The 18,435-nt window shown below is 69.9% G+C and carries 16 protein-coding genes; 7 read left to right on the plus strand and 9 right to left on the minus strand.

Going from position 1 to position 18,435, the window contains the following annotated elements; all coding sequences use genetic code 11:
* Window positions 1-24: 24 nt before the first annotated feature.
* Window positions 25-828, minus strand: a complete 804-nt coding sequence (locus ACLL81_RS02305) for a DUF72 domain-containing protein (RefSeq protein ID WP_411286732.1) — start codon at window positions 826-828, stop codon at window positions 25-27.
* Between the two features lie 5 nt (window positions 829-833).
* Window positions 834-2,489: a M28 family metallopeptidase gene (locus ACLL81_RS02310; RefSeq protein ID WP_411286733.1), complete on the minus strand. Its 1,656-nt coding sequence runs from the start codon at window positions 2,487-2,489 to the stop codon at window positions 834-836.
* Window positions 2,490-2,795: 306 nt separating this feature from the next.
* On the opposite strand from ACLL81_RS02310, the gene ACLL81_RS02315 reads away from it, so the two are divergent.
* From ACLL81_RS02315 to ACLL81_RS02330, 4 genes are read left to right on the plus strand one after another with little or no spacing between them, the layout of a single operon-like run.
* Window positions 2,796-4,220 (plus strand): efflux transporter outer membrane subunit, encoded by a 1,425-nt coding sequence (locus ACLL81_RS02315; protein WP_411286734.1) that lies wholly within the window; start codon window positions 2,796-2,798, stop codon window positions 4,218-4,220.
* 10 nt (window positions 4,221-4,230) lie between these two features.
* Window positions 4,231-5,340, plus strand: coding sequence for an efflux RND transporter periplasmic adaptor subunit (locus ACLL81_RS02320; RefSeq protein ID WP_411286735.1), 1,110 nt, complete (start codon window positions 4,231-4,233; stop codon window positions 5,338-5,340).
* Entirely contained in the window at window positions 5,337-8,453 is a 3,117-nt protein-coding gene (locus tag ACLL81_RS02325) for an efflux RND transporter permease subunit (RefSeq protein ID WP_411286736.1), read from the plus strand. Before ACLL81_RS02320 ends, ACLL81_RS02325 begins: the two co-directional genes overlap by 4 nt.
* A 15-nt stretch (window positions 8,454-8,468) precedes the next feature.
* Window positions 8,469-9,476, plus strand: coding sequence for a glutathione S-transferase (locus tag ACLL81_RS02330; protein WP_411286737.1), 1,008 nt, complete (start codon window positions 8,469-8,471; stop codon window positions 9,474-9,476).
* Here ACLL81_RS02330 and ACLL81_RS02335 read toward each other — a convergent pair.
* Window positions 9,473-10,453, minus strand: a complete 981-nt coding sequence (locus ACLL81_RS02335; protein ID WP_411286738.1) for a threonine/serine dehydratase — start codon at window positions 10,451-10,453, stop codon at window positions 9,473-9,475. The genes ACLL81_RS02330 and ACLL81_RS02335 overlap by 4 nt on opposite strands.
* On the minus strand, window positions 10,450-10,866 hold the full coding sequence (locus tag ACLL81_RS02340) for a VOC family protein (protein WP_411286739.1): 417 nt from the start codon (window positions 10,864-10,866) through the stop codon (window positions 10,450-10,452). Before ACLL81_RS02340 ends, ACLL81_RS02335 begins: the two co-directional genes overlap by 4 nt.
* 179 nt (window positions 10,867-11,045) lie before the next feature.
* Between ACLL81_RS02340 and ACLL81_RS02345 the strand changes: the two genes are divergently transcribed.
* Both ACLL81_RS02345 and ACLL81_RS02350 read left to right on the plus strand, forming a co-directional pair.
* A complete protein-coding gene (locus ACLL81_RS02345) occupies window positions 11,046-12,332 on the plus strand; it encodes an adenylosuccinate synthase (protein WP_411286740.1) in 1,287 nt (428 codons plus the stop codon).
* A gap of 81 nt (window positions 12,333-12,413) precedes the next feature.
* Window positions 12,414-13,235, plus strand: a complete 822-nt coding sequence (locus ACLL81_RS02350) for a two-component system response regulator (protein WP_411286741.1) — start codon at window positions 12,414-12,416, stop codon at window positions 13,233-13,235.
* A 9-nt stretch (window positions 13,236-13,244) separates the two neighbouring features.
* Here ACLL81_RS02350 and rpoH read toward each other — a convergent pair whose 3' ends face one another.
* The 3 genes from rpoH to ACLL81_RS02365 form a co-directional block, all read right to left on the minus strand.
* Window positions 13,245-14,132 (minus strand): RNA polymerase sigma factor RpoH, encoded by an 888-nt coding sequence (gene rpoH / locus ACLL81_RS02355; protein ID WP_411286742.1) that lies wholly within the window; start codon window positions 14,130-14,132, stop codon window positions 13,245-13,247.
* A 191-nt stretch (window positions 14,133-14,323) separates the two neighbouring features.
* Window positions 14,324-15,325, minus strand: a complete 1,002-nt coding sequence (locus ACLL81_RS02360) for an RluA family pseudouridine synthase (protein ID WP_411286743.1) — start codon at window positions 15,323-15,325, stop codon at window positions 14,324-14,326.
* Window positions 15,315-15,632, minus strand: coding sequence for a ferritin family protein (locus ACLL81_RS02365; RefSeq protein ID WP_411286744.1), 318 nt, complete (start codon window positions 15,630-15,632; stop codon window positions 15,315-15,317). The genes ACLL81_RS02360 and ACLL81_RS02365 overlap by 11 nt, the downstream gene beginning before the upstream one ends.
* A 63-nt stretch (window positions 15,633-15,695) precedes the next feature.
* On the opposite strand from ACLL81_RS02365, the gene ACLL81_RS02370 reads away from it, so the two are divergent.
* A complete protein-coding gene (locus ACLL81_RS02370) occupies window positions 15,696-17,363 on the plus strand; it encodes an alkaline phosphatase D family protein (RefSeq protein WP_411286745.1) in 1,668 nt (555 codons plus the stop codon).
* On the opposite strand, the gene hisI is transcribed toward ACLL81_RS02370, so the two are convergent.
* Together hisI and folE are read right to left on the minus strand one after the other, a co-directional pair.
* Window positions 17,360-17,755: a phosphoribosyl-AMP cyclohydrolase gene (gene hisI, locus ACLL81_RS02375; RefSeq protein WP_411286776.1), complete on the minus strand. Its 396-nt coding sequence runs from the start codon at window positions 17,753-17,755 to the stop codon at window positions 17,360-17,362. The two genes, ACLL81_RS02370 and hisI, sit on opposite strands and share 4 nt — an antisense overlap.
* 47 nt (window positions 17,756-17,802) lie before the next feature.
* Complete coding sequence (gene folE / locus ACLL81_RS02380; protein WP_411286746.1) at window positions 17,803-18,435, minus strand: GTP cyclohydrolase I FolE; 633 nt, start codon at window positions 18,433-18,435, stop codon at window positions 17,803-17,805.

Genomic DNA, 18,435 nt, shown 5'->3' on the forward strand with positions numbered 1-18,435 from the left:
CGCGCGGGGGCCTTGCGCCGGCGCCTATCCGTCCACCCGCGTGACCATCTCCATCGCAGCCGCGGGCGCGCGGACCTTGCCCTGGTGGATGAAGAACACGAAGGCGTCGCGGGGCTCGGGGGGCAGGCCGGTGCGGTCGATGGGCGTCAGGTCGTGGGGAACCTCGCCGGCGGCGTAGGCGGCGAACCTCTGGGCCCACAGGTCCAGGTCGGCGGGAGGGTAGCCGGTCTCGATGGCGTCGGAGCCCTTCAGCAGCCGCGCATATACGAAGTCGGCGGTGACGTCGGGGATCATCGGGTAGTTCTCGTTCTCCGACAGGCAGATAGCCACGTCGCGGTCGCGGCACAGGCCGACGAACCTGGCGTCGGCGAAGCTTGCGTGGCGCACCTCCACACAGTGCTGGAGCGCGAGGCCCTCGAGCCTTGCGGGCAGCAGGTCGAGAAAGCCAGCAAAGTCGTCGTAGTCGAACGTCTTGGTTGGCATGAACTGCCAGAGAATCGGCCCCAGCCGGTCCCCAAGCTCGACGATCCCCTGGCCCAGGAAGATGGCGATGGAAGGCGCGCCGTCGGCCAGGATCTTGCGGTTGGTGGAGAACCGCGAGGCCTTCACGGCGAACTTGAAGCCGTCGGGGGTGGCCGCCGCCCACTTGGCGAAGCTCTCCGGCTTGAAGCTCGAATAGTAGGTGCCGTTGATCTCGATGGCGGTGAGCTGGCGGCTGGCGTAGGCGAGCTCCTCCGCCTGTTTCAGCCCCTTGGGATAGAACACCCCGCGCCAGGGCTCGAAGGTCCAGCCCCCGATTCCCGCGCGGATGCGGCCGGCCCCCGCCACCGGCGCTACTTCCGCTGGGCGGCGGTCGCGTCGCGCGCCGCCTTGAACTCGGACCCCGCCTTCCACTCGGGCCAGACCGTGGAGTTGGCCAACATGGCGCCCAGGTCGTGGATCATCCGGCCGTCGGCGACGATGCCGGCGGCGTTCCAGTTGGGATCGAACTCGTCCGAGGGCTGGTGGTACCTGTCCGTGTTGTAGGCGGCCTGCCACGCGGCGCCGCGCGCCCGCCCGCCGGTGAACAGGTCCTGGCCGGCCCCATAGGAGATCGCCGGCACCCCGCGCTTGGCGAAGGAGAAGTGGTCGGAGCGGAAGAAGCTGCCCGCCTCGGGACGGGGATCGGGACTGTAGGTGCGGCCATGGGTCTTGCCCACCGCGATCAGGTCGTCCTGCAGGCTCACCGGGGCGTTGCCGGAGGTGGTGAAGTCGCGGGCGGGACCCGCGGGGCGCAGGCCGTCCATATTCAGGTTCGCCACGGTGGTGGCCAGGGGATAGACCGGGTTGGTGGCGTAGTACTCCGAGCCCAGCAGGCCCTTCTCCTCGGCGGTCACCGCCAGAAAGACGATCGAGCGGGCGGTGCGCGGGGCCTTGGCGTGCACCCGGGCCAGTTCCATGAGGAGCGCCGTGCCGGTCGCGTTGTCGACGGCGCCATTATAGATGCGGTCGCCCGAGGCGTCGGGCAGGCCCACCCCCAGGTGATCCCAGTGGGCGGTGTAGATGATCCGCTCGCTGGGCCGCTTGGCGCCCGGCAATACGGCCATGACGTTCTTGGAGACCACCTTCTGGGCGTCCACCGCATAGTCGGTGGAGAAGCTGACGCCGGCCAGGGCCACCGGCCTGAAGCTGCGGGTCTGGGCCTGTTTCTTCAGGGCCTCGAAGTCCAGGCCGGCCTTCTGGAAGAGGCCCACGGCCACGTCGCGCTGCACCCAGCCTTCCAGGGGCGCGTGGGCCTCCAGGGGCTTTTCGCGGATCACGTCGAAGATCTCGGCGGTGTTGGAGTTCTTCACCGTGGCCCAGCCGTAGGAGGCCGGCGCGGTCTCGTGGATCACCAGGAAGCCCACCGCGCCCTGGCGGGCGGCCTCCTCGAACTTGTAGGTCCAGCGGCCGTAGTAGGTCATGGCCTTGCCGCCGAAGTCGCCCTGGCCGGTCTCGAAGTCGGCGTCGTTGACCAGCACCAGGGCCACCTTGCCGTTCAGGTCCACGCCCTTGAAGTCGTCCCAGTTGCGCTCCGGCGCCTTCACACCATAGCCGACGAACACCACCGCAGCGTCCTTGACGGTCAGGCGATCGACGCCGGTCTGGGCGGCGCGGATGGCGATGTGTTCGCCCTGGGTGAGGGTCTGGACCTGGCCTGCGGCGGTGAAGCTGGCCGCCACCGGGCCCTTGGTGGTGAACCGGGCCAGGGGCACGTCCTGGGTCCAGGCGCGCGTACCGTTCGCCTGGAGATCCCCGGCGGGCTGCAGGCCGGCGGCTTTGAACTGCTCGATCAGGTAGGCGACGGTCTTGGTCTCGCCGGGGGTGGCGGGGCCGCGGCCCTCATAGGCGTCGGAGGACAGCACCTGCACGTCGCGGGTGATGCGGGCGGCGTCCAGGGGCGCGTCGGCGGCGCTGGCGGCGCTGGCGGAGAGCACGGCCGCGGCGGTGCAGAGGAGGAGGGTTTTCATCGCGGGAACCTGGGATTCTGAGCTCGGATTCGCCGCGACCCTAGAGCCTTCCATGTTCGGAGGAAATCAGCTGAACGAGGCCGGGTGGCGCGAATCCGGTGTTTCGAGCTTGTCCGCCCGGAAACGCCAGCGGGCATGAAGGTCTGGACCGCGGGCCGAGTTTCGGCCAGTGGTGCGTCGTCAGGGGCCGCGGAGCCGCCGGCGGAGGGGCGAACGGGCGGGCGATTTGTTACAGCGCAGCCATTGCGCAGTTGCATACCTGTGTTCAACACCCCCGTCGCCACGGCCCGAAGCGAAGACCCCTTGATGCGCCACCTCACTCCCGCAGCCGTCCTGGCCTGCCTTGCGCTCGCCGCCTGCGCGACGCCGCGCCAGGCGGACGTGCGCCTGCCCGGGGCCTTCGAGGCGCCTGCCGCCCCGCCGGCGACGGCGGTGGCGCTGGACCGCTGGTGGACGGCGTTCGGCGATCCCGAACTGACCACCCTGATCGAGCAGGCCCTGGTGGCCAATCCCGACGCGCGCAGCGCCGCGGCCCGGCTGGCGGAGGTTCGCGCGCAACGCACCGGCGCGCTGGTGCAGTTCCTGCCGCAGGGAGGCCTCAGGGCCCAGGCCCGCCAGACCGAGACCGACCAGCTCTCCGGCACCCGGATCAATATCCCGGGCTTTTCCACCAGCGGCCGGTCCGAGGCCTATTCGGCGGACTTCAATGTGAGCTGGGAGGTCGACCTGTTCGGCCGGGCGTTCGCCGCCCGCCGGACGGTGAACGCCGAAGTGGCCGCCGCCCGCTTCGAATATGAGGGCGCCCGCGCGGCGCTGGCCGCCCAGGTGGCCGACGCCTGGTTCCAGGCGCGCGGCCTGGCCATCCAACTGGCCGACGCCCGCGAGAGCGCCCGCATCCAGCGTAGCCTCTATGACTTAGCCGTGCGCCGCGCCCAGGCGGGGATCGCGGCCACCTCCGAACCCGATCGAATCTCCGGCGACCTGGCCCAGTCCGAGGCCCGTGCGGCCAGCCTGGAGGCCGAATTGCAGGTGCAGCGCCGCACCCTGCTGATCCTCACGGGCCGGATCGTCGAGCCCACCGCCAACATCTCCGCCCCACCCAACGTCGGCCAGGCCCCGCCCGTGCCGTCGGCGATCCCCAGTGAGCTGCTGGCGCGGCGGCCCGACGTGCGCGAAGCCCAGGCGCGGGTGGCGGCGGCCGCCGGGCGCCAGGACGTGGCGGCGCTGGCCTTCTTCCCGACCTTCACCCTGACGCCTGGCCTCGGCTGGTCGAAGACCGTGCAACCCGGCTTCTCCTCGGAGACCCAGAGCTGGTCGATCGGCGGCGGGGTGACCCAGCCGCTGTTGTCGATCCCGCGGCTGCTGGCGGAGCTGAAGGCGCAGAACGCGCGGACCGAACAGGCGGTGATCGCCTACGAGAAAGCCGTGCAGACCGCCTTCGCCGAGGCCGAGGGGGCGCTGGTGCGCCTCGACGCCGACCGGCGCGGCGCGGCGCTGCTGACCGACGGCGAGGCCCGCGCGGCCCGGGCCTATGAGGCCTCGCGGATCGGCTACGGCCGCGGCCTCACCGACCTGCAGACCACCCTGGGCGCCGAGCAGGCGTGGCGCGCGACCCGCGCCCAGTTGACCGCCGCCCAGGTGCAGTCCCTGCGTCGCACCGTCCAGGCCTACAAGGCCCTGGGCGGCGGCTGGCAGGCGCAAAACTATCCAACCCAAGCCCCGGCCCGCTGAGCGAGATGGCATGAGACCAAACCCCGCCTTCCTGGCGATCACCGCCCTCCTGGCGCTGAGCGCCTGCCAGAAACCCGCCGCGCCGAAAGAGACCGACGCCCAGCAGGCCCGCGCCGTGCGCGTGGTGATCGTGGCGCCGCAGGCCATCACCGGGGCGCTGGCCGCCTCCGGCGACCTAGTGGCCCGCGAGGAGGCCGCCGTGTCCCCAGAGGTCGCCGGCTACCGGGTGGCCCGGGTGCTGGTGGACGTCGGCAGCTATGTCCGCCGGGGCCAGACCCTGGTGCAGCTCGACCCCGCCCTGATCCAGGCCCAGCTCGCCCAGCAGCAAGCGCTTAGCGCACAGGCCGAGGCCCAGGCCCTGCAGGCCGAGGACCAGGCCCGCCGGGTGGCCGGCCTAGACGGCCAGGGCGTGCTGTCGCAGGAACAGATCGACCAGCGCCGCTTCCAGGCCCGCGCGGCCCGGGCCAGCGCCAACGCCCAGGCCGCGGCGCTGCGCGACATCCGCACCCGGACCGCCAAGCTGTCGGTGACTGCCCCGGTCTCCGGCCTGGTGCTGGAACGCAACGTGCGTCCGGGCGAACTTTCCGGCGGCAGCACGACGCCCTGGTTCCGGCTGGCCCGCGACGGGCAGGTGGAGCTGGCCGCCCAGCTATCCGAGGACGACCTCTCCGGCGTACGCATCGGCCAGTCGGCCACCGTCACCCTGCCGGGGGGCGGGGTGGCGCAGGGGACCGTGCGCCTGGTCAGCCCGCAGATCGATCCGCAGACCAAGCTCGCCACCGTGCGCATCAACCTGCCGGTGCGCAGCGACATCCGGGCCGGCGGCTTCGGTCGCGCGGTGTTTGCCGAGGCCTCCGGCTTGGCCCTGGCCGTGCCGGAGACGGCGGTGCGCTACGACGCCGATGGCGCCAGCGTCATGGTGGTGGGGGCTGACAACCGGGTGAAGCGCGTGGCGGTGCAGACCGGCCAGCGCGGCTCGGGCTTGGTGCAACTGGTCAAAGGTCCGCCCGCGGGGTCGCGGGTTGTGCAGAACGCCGCGGCCTTCCTGCTGGACGGTGACATGATCCGCCCGATGGCGGGCGCGGCCCCCGCGGCCAAGGCCGCGGTCGTGCGCCGATGAAGGGCGTCACCGGCTTCCCCATATCGGCCTGGGCGATCCGCAACCCAGTGCCGGTGTCAGTGCTGTTCATCGCCCTCGTGCTGGCCGGCATGATCGCCTACGGCGGCCTGCCCGTGAAGCAGTACCCGAACATCCAGTTCCCCTTGGTCTCGGTCACTGTGACCCAGAGCGGCGCCGCGCCCGGCGAGGTGGAGACCCAGATCACCCGGCCGGTGGAGGACGCCATCGCCGGCGTCTCCGGCGTCAACAACATCATGTCCAGCGTCAGCCAGGGCGTGTCGTCCACGGCCATCGAATTCGAGATGGGCCAGGACCTGCAGAAGAAGACCGACGAGGTGCGCGCCAAGATCGACCAGGCCCGCGCGCTACTGCCCCGCGACATCGACGAGCCCACTGTCACCCAGGTCGAGATCGACAGCGCCGCGCCGATCCTGACCTACGCCGTAGCCGCGCCGGCCATGTCGGACGAACAGCTCTCGTGGTTCGTGGACGACACCCTGTCGCGGGAACTGCAGTCCGCCAAGGGCGTGGCCCGCGTCAGCCGGGTGGGCGGCGTAGCCCGCGAGATCAACGTGATCGTCAACCCCGACCGGCTGGCGGCCCGCGGCCTGACCGCCGCCCAGGTGAACAATGCCCTGCGCGGCTTCCAGCTCGACGCCCCCGGCGGGCGGGTATCGGTGGGCGGGCGCGAACAAACCCTGCGCATCCTGGGCTCGGTGGACACCTTGGCGCAGCTTCGCGATACCTCCATCCCGACGCCGTCCGGCGGCTTCGTGCGGCTGACCGACGTGGCCGAGGTGGGGGACGGGGCGTCGGAGGTGCGCGGCTTCGCGCGGCTCAACGGCCGCCCGGTGGTGGGCTTCCAGGTGGCCAAGACCCGGGACTCCAGCGACATCGCCGTGGAGGACGCGGTCACCGCCAAGATCGCCGCGCTGGAGAAGGCCCAGCCGGGGGTCAAGGTCACCAAGATCTTCTCCTCCGTCGACGAGACCCGGGCGAGCTTCCACGCCACCCAGAACGTACTCCTGGAGGGCATGGCGCTGGCCTCGCTGGTGGTGCTGTTCTTCCTGCGGAACTGGCGCGCGACCCTGATCACCGCCTTCGCCATGCCGGTGTCGCTGATCCCGACCTTCTTCGTCATGCAGCTGGCCGGCTTCTCCCTGAACGTGGTGACGCTTCTAGCCCTAACCCTCGTGGTGGGAATCCTGATCGACGACGCCATCGTCGAGATCGAGAACATCGAAAAACGCGTGGCCACCGGCGTTCGGCCGTACCAGGCCGCCATCGAGGGCGCCGACGCCATCGGCCTAGCCGTGGTGGCCACCACCATGGCCATCGTGGTGGTCTTCACGCCGGTCAGCTTCATGCCCGGCATCGCCGGCCAGTTCTTCCGCGAGTTCGGTCTGACCGTCTCCGTGGCGGTGCTGTTCTCCCTGGTGGTGGCCCGGCTGCTCACCCCGCTAATGGCCGCCTACCTGCTGACGCCCAGCCACAAGCCGGCGCCGCGCAAACCCTTCGAGGGCCGCTACCGCCGCATCCTGGAGTGGGCGCTGGACCACCGGATCATCGCCTCCATCGTCGGCGGCCTTGTGTTCATCGGCTCGCTGATGCTGGCGCCCCTGCTGCCGACCGGGTTCCAGCCCGAAGGCGACCCGGACTTCATGTACGTCAGCGTCCAGGGCCCCCCCGGCGCCAACGTCGCGGCCATGGAGGACACCGCCCAGCGGGTGACCCAGATCTTCCAGCGCCAGCCGGAGGTGAAGGACGTGTTCGCCCAGGTGGGCTCCACAGTGGCCAGCTTCGGCCCCGGCATGAGCTCCGGCAGCAGCGACCTGCGCGACGGCACCATCACCGTGGTGCTGCACACCAAGCGCAGCGTCTCCGGCAACGAAATCAAGGCCCGGGTGCGCGACGAGCTGCGGGCGATCCCCGACGCCCGCGTCGGCTTCCTCAGCGTCCAGGGTGCGGCGGGCTTCCAGCAGGTGCTCGCCGGCGACAACCCCGCCAACCTGCAGCGCGCTGGCCTGGAGCTGGAACGCCAGATGCGCGGCCTTGACGAGCTGGCTGATCCCAGGCCCTCGGTCCCGCCGGTGGGCCCCGAACTGATCATCCGGCCCCGCCCTGACGAGGCCGCCCGCCTGGGGGTCTCGGTGGAGGCGATCTCCCAGGTGGCCCGGGTGGCCACAGTGGGCGACATCGACGCCAATGTGCCGAAGCTGAACGAAGGCGAGCGCCGCATCCCCATCCGCATCCGCCTGCCAGCGGAGGCGCGGAGCGACCTGGAGCGGATCAGGTCCCTGCGGGTGCCCACGGCCGGTGGCGGGATGACCACGCTCGACGCCGTGGCCGACGTGGACTTCCAGGCCGGGCCGGCGAAGATCGAGCGCCTGAACCGCCAGCGCCAGATCACCATCCAGGCCGAGCTGAACGGCGTGGAGCTGGGCGAGGCCTCAAAGGCGGTCGCGGCCCTGCCGATCATGAAGAACCTGCCGCCCGGCGTGCGCCCGGCCGCCACCGGCGACGCGGAGGCCATGGCCGAGCTGTTCGGCTCCTTTGGCCTGGCGATCTTCGCCGGGGTGGCGATGATCTACGGCGTGCTGGTGCTGTTGTTCCGCAGCTTCTTCAAGCCGGCGGTGATCCTCTCGGCCCTGCCGCTGGCGGTGGGCGGGGCGTTCCTGGGCTTGCTGGCCTTCAACCTGTCGCTGTCGATCCCCTCGCTGATCGGCTTCCTGATGTTGCTGGGCCTGGCCGCGAAGAACTCGATCCTGCTGGTCGAGTACGCCATCGAGCGGGAGCGCGAGGGCATGGGCCAGCGCGAGGCGCTCTTGGAAGCCTGCCGCGAGCGGGCTCGGCCAATCGTCATGACCACCATGGCCATGGCGGCGGGCATGCTGCCTACGGCCTTCGCCCTGGAGAAGGGCGCGGAGTTCCGCCAGCCGATGGCGGTGGCGGTAATCGGCGGCCTGATCACCTCGACGATCCTGTCGCTGGTGCTGGTGCCTGTGGTCTATGAGTTCGTCGACGACTTCGAGGCTTGGCTGAAGCCAAGGCTGGCCAGGCTGATCACGCCAAGGGAAGCTCGGCGCCAGCCCGCGCCGGAGGACCGGCTCTAGATCAGGGGAGAGCCAATGGCCGACTACAAGCTCTATGGCGGCCTCGGCTCGCCTTACTCCATGAAGATGCGCGCGGTGCTGCGTTACCGCCGGCTGCCGCACCAGTGGATTTCGGCCAACGACCCGCAGGTCATGGCTCCGCTGTTCGCACAGGTGAAGGCGCCGGTGATCCCGGTGCTGGAATTCCCTGACGGCACGGTGATGAACGACTCCACCCCGTTGGTCCTGGAGCTCGAGCGGCGACATCCGGGAGTGCGATCGATCGTGCCGGACGACGCTGGCCAAGCCTTCCTGGCCGCCCTGCTGGAGGACTTCGCCGACGAGTGGGGCACCAAGGCCATGTTCCACTACCGCTGGGACCGGGAGCGCGACCAGCGGCAGATGAGCCAGTGGCTGGCCTTCGACCGCCTGAAGGGTCGCGGCCGCGAGGCGATCCAGGCGGCGGCGGACCTGTTCCGGGCGCGCCAGGTGGGCCGCATGGCGTTGGTCGGCTGCACGCCGCAGAACGCCCCGCTGATCGAGGCTACGGCGCAGCGCGTCTACGCCCTGCTGGACCGCATGGCCGCCGAGGACCTCTACCTGTTCGGATCGCGCCCCTCGCTGGCCGACTTCGCCTGGTTCGGCCAGCTTTCGCAGCTCGCCGTCGATCCGACCCCGCACGACCTGATGCGCGAGACCGCCCCGCTGTTGATGCGCTGGCTAGTAAACATCGACGACGCCAGCGGGATCGAGGGCGAATGGCGAGATCCGACCCTGGCGCCCACCGCGGCGACGGCCGGGCTCCTGAAGCTGGCGGGGGAGGTCTATCTGCCGTTCCTGCAGGCGAACGCCCAGGCGATCCATGACGGGCGCGAAACCTTTGAGACGGAGCTGATGGGCCACGCCTACAGCCAGGGCGTGTTTCGCTACCAGGCCAAGTGCCTGGCGGAGCTGCGCGCCGCCTACGCGCGGCTGTCGGTTGAGGCCCGGCGACGGGTGGATCCGATCCTGGATGCGGCCGGCGCCCTGGCGGCGCTGGCCTAGATTTCGCTGCGCAGGACCTTGGCGAACAGCTCCGGATCCACATTGCCGCCGGAAAGCACCACCGCCGCGCTGGTCCCGCCGAAGAGGTTCACCTTGCCGGCCAGCAGCGCCGCCAGCCCCGCCGCGCCGCCTGGCTCGACCACCAGCTTCAAGGTGGAAAAGGCGTAGCGCATGGCCTCGGCCACCTCCGCGTCGGTGACCAGGGCCACGTCGGCCACGGACTCGAGCATGATCGGAAAGGTGATCTCGCCGGGGAAAGGGCTCTCCAGGGCGTCGCAGAGGGAGCGGCCGGTGGGCTTGATAGTGACGCGCTGTCCGGCCTGCAGGGAGCGCAAGGTGTCGTCGAAGCCTGTGGGCTCGGCGCCGACGATGGCGGTGTCGGGCGACAGGGCCTTGATCGCCGTCGCCATGCCGGAGATCAGCCCGCCGCCGCTGATCGGCGCCACCGCTACCCCCAGGGTGACGCCGATGGCCCGGGCCTGGCGGACCAGTTCCAGGCCGACCGTGCCCTGGCCGGCGATGATGTGCGGATCGTCAAAGGCCGGCACCACCACGCAGGCCCGTTCGGCGGCGATCTGCGCGGCGATGGCCTCGCGGCTCTCGGTCAGCCGGTCGTAGAAATACACCTCCGCGCCATACCCTTTGGTGGCCGCCACCTTCACCGCCGGCGCGTCCAGGGGCATGACGATCAGGGCCGGCATGCCCAGCAGCTTTGCGGCCAGCGCCACCCCCTGCGCGTGGTTTCCGGACGAGAAGGCCACCACCCCGCGGGTTCGCTCGTCGGGCGTCAGCTGGACCAGCCGGTTGTAGGCGCCGCGGAACTTGAAGGCGCCCACCCGCTGCAGGGTCTCCAGCTTCAGCAGGACGCGGACGCCCATGCGTTCGTTCAAAGCGGGGCTCTCGATGAGCGGGGTCTCTACCGCATGGCCCGCAAGCCGCCCCGCCGCGGCGTCTATGTCGGCGAGGCTGACGCTCATCTGGCGAACACCATGGCGTCGTCCGCGAAGGCCTTGAACTCCAGCGCATTGCCAGAGGGGTCGAGGAAGAACAGGGTCGCCTGCTCTCCGGGCTCGCCCTTGAAGCGAACCTGCGGCTCGATGATGAACCGGGTCCCCGCGGCCTTCAGCCGTTCGGCCAGGGCCTCCCACTGGGGCAGACTGAGGATCACCCCGAAGTGGCGCACCGGCACGTCCTCGCCGTCCACCGGGTTGGTGGCCACGCCAGCCTCGGGCGGGGCCAGGTGGGTGACGATCTGGTGGCCGTGGAAATCGAAGTCGATCCAGTCGTCGCTGGAGCGGCCCTCCGGACAACCCAGCAGGCCGCCGTAGAAGGCTCTGGCCTCGGCCAGATCGCGGACGGGAAAGGCCAGGTGGAAGCGCGGAATGTCCATGCCCTGCGATTTAGCGCGCAGAGCGGAGTCGCGCGAGCCCTTGAGGCCGGGGCCGGCATCGTCTACACCGCGCCCGCTGGAGCGTTCGCGCAGCCGGCCACATTCGATCTCCAGTCCCGCGCCGAGCACCTGTCGAAGGGCGCAGCGGACTTCTCCGGGCAGGTGGAGAGATCGTATCCATGGCCAATGTCACCGTGATCGGCGCCCAGTGGGGCGACGAGGGCAAGGGCAAGCTGGTGGACTGGCTGTCCAACCGTGCCGACGTGGTGGTGCGTTTCCAGGGCGGCCACAACGCCGGCCACACCCTGGTGGTGGGCAACCAGACCTACAAGCTCAGCCTGCTCCCCTCGGGCGTCGTGCAGGGCAAGCTCTCGGTGATCGGTAACGGCGTGGTGGTCGACCCGTGGCACCTGATGGACGAGATCGCAAAAATCGGCGCCCAGGGCATCGTCATCACTCCTGAGCTGCTGGTGGTGGCCGACAACGCCTGCCTGATCCTGCCGATGCACCGCGACCTGGACCAGGCCCGCGAGGCCGCGGCGCTCAACAAGATCGGCACCACCGGACGCGGCATCGGGCCCGCCTATGAGGACAAGGTCGGCCGGCGCGCCATCCGGGTCGCGGATCTGGCCGACCGCGAGGCCCTGGAGGCCAAGATCGACCGGCTGCTGGCCCACCACGGACCGCTGCGCCGCGGGCTCGGCCTGGCTGAGATCGACGCCGCCGCCCTGCTGGCCGACTTGGAGGCCATGGCGCCGAGGCTGTTGCCCTACGCACGCCCCGCCTGGCTGCTGCTGGACGGGGTGGTCAAGGCAGGCCGAAGGGTGCTGTTCGAAGGGGCCCAGGGCGCGCTACTGGACGTGGACCATGGCACCTATCCCTACGTGACATCGTCGAACACCGTGGCCGGCCAGGCCGCGGCGGGCTCCGGCCTGGGACCCAGGGGCGCGGGCTACGTCCTGGGGATCGTCAAGGCCTACACCACCCGGGTGGGGGAGGGGCCGTTCCCCACGGAGCTGTTCGACGAGGTGGGCGAGCACCTGGGGACGGTGGGCAAGGAGTTCGGCACGGTCACCGGGCGCAGCCGCCGCTGCGGCTGGTTCGACGCGGCCCTGGTGCGCCAGTCCGTGGCGCTGAACGGCATCAGCGGCATCGCGCTCACCAAGCTCGATATACTCGATGGGCTGCCGACCCTGAAGATTTGCACCGGCTACCGGCTGGGCGACCAGGACTTCAGTTACCTGCCGGCCGGTCTGAAGGCGCAGTCGGCCCTGACGCCGGTCTATGAAGAGATGGAGGGCTGGGCCGGGACCACCCAGGGCGCGCGGTCCTGGAAGGATCTGCCGGCCAACGCGGTGAAGTACGTCCGGCGGATTGAGGAGCTGATCGGCGCACCGGTGGCGCTGCTGTCCACCAGTCCGCAGCGGGACGACACCATCCTGGTGCGCGATCCGTTCCAGGACTGATTTCTTCGCCGGCGACCGGCGGTATCGTCAAGGCGTTCTTTACCCGTCCCGCGTAAGGCTTTGCGATCCGCGGAGCCTGACGTGTTCGACGAAGACAAGAAAACCATCCAGCGAATGGCGCCCCTGCTGCAGCGGGTGCTGATCGCCGACCCGCAGCCGGCCAGCGCACGCCTGGTGGGCGAGCTGATGCGCAATATCGTGCGCTCGCAGATCTGGATGGCGTCGACCACCGAAAAGGCCCTGAGGCTCGCCGAGACCTGCAATCCGGACATCATTTTTGTGGAGCTGAAGGACGGGGCCGTGGACGGCGCGGACTTCACCAAGAAGCTGCGCCGCAGCACGCTTTCCTGCCGCCAGGCGCCGGTGGTGATGACCACGGGCTCGGCCACGGCGGCGGGCATCCTTGCCGCCCGCGACGCCGGGGTGCACGAATTCCTGCGCAAGCCCTTTACGGTGAAGGACCTGTTGCGCCGCCTGGAGGCGGTGACCCTTCGCCAGCGCGACTGGGTGGAGGCGGTGGGCTACATCGGCCCCGACCGACGCCGGTTCAACTCCGGCGACTATACCGGGGCGCTCAAGCGACGCTCGGACAACCGCGCAACCCCGGACGCCGCCCGCATCGCCCAGGCGCTGAAGATTCTGCGCTCGGCGGTGATGGCGGTGGAGAGCGATCCGGAACAGGCCCTGCGGGCCATGCTGGCGCAGGCCGGCGACATCCAGAAGGCGGCCACGGCGGTCTCCGACCTGACCCTGGTCACCGCCGCCACCGACTTCCACCGCTACCTGAAGCAGGCTGCGAGCCTGGGCGCGCCCTTCAGCCGGCCCGACCTGGAGAAGCGCGCCGCGCCGCTCCTGGCCTACATGCCCAAGGACATGGACGACCGCACCGACGTGGCCGCCTGATCGGCCCGCCTAGGCGTTGACCAGGTTGCGCTCGACCGCGGCGGCCTTCATCGACTTCTGCAGCTTCTCGAACGCCCGCACCTCAATCTGGCGCACCCGCTCGCGGCTGACACCGTACTGCGAGGCCAGCTGCTCAAGGGTCGTCGGATCGTCCTTCAGCCGCCGCTCCGTCAGGATGTGACGCTCGCGGTCGGTGAGCTCGGTCATGGCCTCGCCCAGTAGGCCCATGCGCTGGGACTTCTCCTGGTTCTCGGCGACCACGGTCTCCTGGCTGGGGGTCTGGTCGTCGACCAGCCAGTCCTGCCATTCGCTTTCGCTGTCTGAGCGTAGCGGCGAGTTCAGGGACGCGTCGCCCCCGGCCAGCCGGCGGTTCATGGAGATGACCTCGGCGTCCAGCACCCCCAGCTTGGTGGCGATCTGGCTGACCTGATCGGGCCGCAGGTCGCCTTCCTGCAGGGCCTCGATCTCGCTCTTGGCCTTGCGAAGGTTGAAGAACAACTTCTTCTGCGCCGCGGTTGTGCCCATCTTCACCAGCGACCAGGATCGCAGGATGTATTCCTGGATCGAGGCGCGGATCCACCACATGGCGTAGGTCGCCAAGCGGAAGCCGCGGTCGGGATCGAACTTCTTTACCGCCTGCATCAGGCCGACGTTGCCCTCGGAAATCACTTCCCCGATGGGCAGGCCGTAGCCGCGGTAGCCCATGGCGATCTTGGCCACCAGACGCAGGTGGCTGGTGACCAGGCGATGGGCGGACTCCGAATCTTCATGCTGCTGCCAAGCCTTGGCGAGCATGAACTCCTCGTCCTTGGCGAGCATGGGGAACTTGCGAATCTCAGACAGATAACGACTGAGGCCGCCTTCCGGCGACATGACGGTGATGGCGTTCGAGGCCATGGACGATCCCCTGTTCCCGGACGTTCGGCCCGATGCGCGCCGTGCGCGCAAGACCGTCCGCCCCCTCCAACCCTTCAGATAAGGATGAGGTTGCGGTGGCGGAAGGCCGTTGGGAGAACGACCCGAAAGTCCGACTGCTCTAGTGGGGGATTTCTACCCCCTGAACGGGGCGTCTTCAAGGCGATGTAATCTCACAAGGCCTGCAGCAATGCTTCCAGCGCGGCCATGTCCGCCGGCGGCGGGCTCTCGAAGCGCAGGGTCTCGCCCGTCACCGGGTGGACGAACCCCAGCACCTGGGCATGCAGCGCCTGGCGGGTCAGGCCCGCCTCAGCGATCGCCTCGCGCACCGCAGGCGTCGGCGGGCCGGAGCCATAGGTCGGGTCGCCCAGGCAGGGGGCGCCCTTCGACGCCAGGTGGACGCGGATCTGGTGGGTGCGGCCGGTCTCCAGCCGGCAGGCGACCCGGGCCGCCGAGGGTTTCTCCGCCGGGCCATAAGCCGCCTCCACCGCATAGTGGGTGATGGCGTGGCGGCCACCGGACTTCACCAGCGCCATCTTCTTGCGGTCGCTGGTGGAGCGCGCGATGGCGCCTTCGATGGCGCCCCGAGCCGGGTGCGGGGCGCCGCGGGTGAAAGCCAGATAGACCCGATCAATGTCGTGGGCGGCGAACAGCGCCGAGAGGCCATGGTGGGCGGCGTCGGTCTTGGCGGCGACGATGACGCCGGAGGTTTCCTTGTCGATGCGGTGGACGATGCCCGGCCGGGCCACCCCGCCGATGCCCGAGAGGCTGGCGCCGCAGTGGTGCAGCAGTGCGTTGACCAGGGTGCCGTTGGCGCTGCCGGGGGCCGGGTGGACCGCCATCCCGGCAGGCTTGTCGATCACGATCAGATGGGCGTCCTCGAACAGCACCCTCAGTGGGATCGCCTCGGGGGCCGGCTCGGCCGGTTCCGGCGGCGGGATCGACAGGGTGTAGTCGCCGGCCACGGCGCGGGCCGCGGAGTCGGCCACGGCCACCCCTGCGAAGCTGATCCGTCCCTGGGCGATCAGCGCCTGGATGCGGCCGCGCGACATCTGCGGCAGGCGCACGGCCAGCACCTTGTCGATGCGGCCGACAGCTTCCTCGGTGGTGATTTCCACGATGCGGACGTCAGCGGCCTCGAGCTCGGCCTCGTCCGCCGGGGGCTCAGAGGTCATGCTTCCCGCTGGCGCCCTCTTCGTGGTCGGTGATCGAGCCCTCCTTGAAGAGGTATTCCCGCAGCTGCTCGTCCACCTCGCCGTCGTTGCGGCGCAGCCACTCCAGGACCATGGCGGCGTGCTCCAACTCCTCGCGGGCGTTGTGCAGCAGGATCGCCTTCAGCTCGGCGTCGTCGCAGTCGTCGGCCCGCTGCCGGTACCAATCGACCGCCTCCAGCTCCTCGATCAGCGAGGTGATCGCGTAGTGCTTGTTCAGCGTCTCGCGGCTTATCTTGTCGCGCGGGACGTGGAGGTCTTCCTTCGACATGGGCCGTCATGCTCCTGTGGTGATAGCGCGCCATACTACGGGGCCGAACCGGGGGGAACGACCATGAAGATCGACAGACGCAGGGCGCTGGCCCTCCTGGGACTGGGCGCAGCGGCGCCGGCGGCGCGGGCCAAGAGCCTGCCGACCCCGCGCGTGGTGTTTGCCCATGGGTTGGCCAGTGGCGATCCTCTGTCCGACCGCGTGGTCATCTGGACCCGCGTGACCCCTCTCACGGCTGAGCAGACCCCCAAGGATGGCTTCCTGGTCAGTTGGGACGTGGCGCTGGCCGGGTCGGCGGGCACGGTCGCCAAGGGCAGCCAATGGGCGACCGCGGACCGCGACTACACGGTGAAGGTTGATGTCGGCGGCCTCAAGCCGGGAACGGAGTACGCCTACCGGTTCCAGTTCGAGTCGGTGGGGATCGGCGGGGGCCGCACGCGGACCCTGCCGCGCGCCGGGGTCAAGGACGTCGTGCTGGCGGTGGCGTCGTGCTCGCTCTACCCCAATGGCTATTTCCACGCATACCAGGCCATCGCCGACCTGGAGCGGGTCGACGCGGTGCTGCACCTGGGCGACTACATCTACGAGTACGGCGGCCCGGGCACCTACGGCATGAACTCCGCGGTGGCCGGCCAGCGGCCGCACGATCCGCCGCACGAGATCGTCACTCTGGCCGACTACCGCCGCCGCCACGCCCAGTACAAGTCCGACAAGCAGCTACAGGCGGCCCACGCGCGGGCGCCCTGGATCGTCGCCTGGGACGATCACGAGACCACCAATGACAGCTACGCCACCGGCGCCGAAAATCACTCCCCGGAGACCGAAGGCGACTGGAACACCCGCAAGGCGGTGGCCCTGAAGGCCTACTACGAATGGATGCCGATCCGCGAGCCGGCGCCAGGCGCCTCCATGGTGGAGGCCGCCAGCCGGTCGTTCCACTTCGGCGACCTGGCCAGCCTGATCATGGTGGAGACCCGGCTGGGCGCCCGCGACCGGCAGCTTAACTTCGACCGCGACATGCCCGAGGTGGCCGGCAAGCGCGACGTGGAGGGCTTCAAGGCCAAGCTGAACGACCCCAAGCGGCGGATGATGGGGGCGCGGCAGGAAACCTGGATCGCCAAGGAACTGAGCCGCTCCGTGGCGGCCCGGCACGCCTGGCAGGTGATCGGCAACCAGGTGGTGATGGCCCGGGTCATGCCGGCCACCCGCGCCGCCCTGTCGCCCGCCGAACTGGCGGCGATGTCGCCGGCTGGCCGCAGGCGCTTTGAGCAGCGCGAGCCGATTGCGGCACTGGGACTGCCCACCGCGCTGGACATGTGGGACGGCTATCCCACCGACCGCGAGCGCTTCTACGGCCTGGTGAAACAGGCCGCCGCCCGGCCGATCGTCGTCACCGGAGACTCGCACTCCTTCTGGGCCAATGACCTGCACGACGCGGGGGGCCGCAGGGTCGCCTGCGAGTTCGGAACCACCGGCATCACCAGCCCGGGCGCCGGCGAGCTGGCCCCCGGCCTCGACTGGGGCGAGGTAATCGCGCGGGTGAACAAGGAAGTGGTGTTCAACGACCAGACTTCGAAGGGCTTCGTCCTGCTGACCCTGACCCGCGACGAGGCCCGCGCCGACATGGTGGCGGTCTCCAGCGTCGTAGAGCCGACCTTTACGACGCGGGTGGTCAAGACCTTCCGCGTGAGGCCGGACGGCCAGGGCCTGACCGGCGTGGCGGAGGCCTAGGCGCGGTCCGGGACCAGCTTGCCGTCCTCGATGGCGCGGTAGAAGCAGGACCGGGCGCCGGTGTGGCAGGCGCCGCCGTCGCCCTGCGGCCGCACCTTCAGCCAGACGGCGTCCTGGTCGCAGTCGATGCGCGTCTCGACCACCTGCTGCACCTGGCCGCTGGTGGCGCCCTTATGCCAGAGCTCGCCCCGGGACCGACTGAAGTAGTGAGCCTCACCGGTGGCCAGGGTCGCCGAAAGGGCTTCAGCGTTCATCCAGGCCACCATCAGCACCTCGCCGGTGTCGGCGTGGGTGGCGACGGCGGCGATCAGGCCGGCGGCGTCGAAGCGCGGCGTGAGCTCGGAGCCCTGTTCCAGGGCTCGCTTGTCGGGGGCGGTGGAGAACTTGGTCATCGCGTCCATATGGCGCCGCTTGGCCGCGACGCGCTAGCCTCGCGCCCTTAGCGGCGGTTGGCGAAGTCCAGAAAGCGTTGGCGGAGCGTCGCGTCGGTCTTGAATACCCCGGTGAACTGGGTGGTGATGGTGGTCACGTGGCGGTGGTGCACGCCACGGGTGGTCATGCACTGGTGCGCCGCGTCGATCAGAACCGCGACCCCGGCCGGGCGCAGGCTGTCGGTGATCGCGTCGGCGATCTGCTGGGTCATGGTCTCCTGGGTCTGCAGCCGGCGAGCGAATATCTCCACTACCTTGGCCAGCTTGGAGATGCCCACTACCCGGTTGGTGGGCATGTAGGCCACGAAGGCCTTGCCCAGGAACGGCGCCATGTGGTGCTCGCAGTGGCTCTCCACCTCGATGTCGCGCAGCATGACGATGTCGTCGTAGCCCTGCACGTCCTCGAAGGTGCGTGACAATTCCTTGGCGGGATCGAGGTTGTAGCCTTCGAACCATTCGCCGTAGGCGTCCACCACCCGCTTGGGCGTGTCGATGACGCCCTCGCGGCGCGGGTCGTCGCCGGCCCAGGCGATCAGCGTGCGCACCGCCTCCATCGCCTCTTCGCGCGTGGGGCGCTTCACGGCTTCAAGTTCCTGGTCGGACTTCCCGATCAGGGTTCGGTCGCGAGTCACGGCGTCCAT

The sequence above is a fragment of the Phenylobacterium sp. genome (genome assembly GCF_046590535.1).
In the GTDB taxonomy this organism is placed as follows: domain Bacteria; phylum Pseudomonadota; class Alphaproteobacteria; order Caulobacterales; family Caulobacteraceae; genus Phenylobacterium.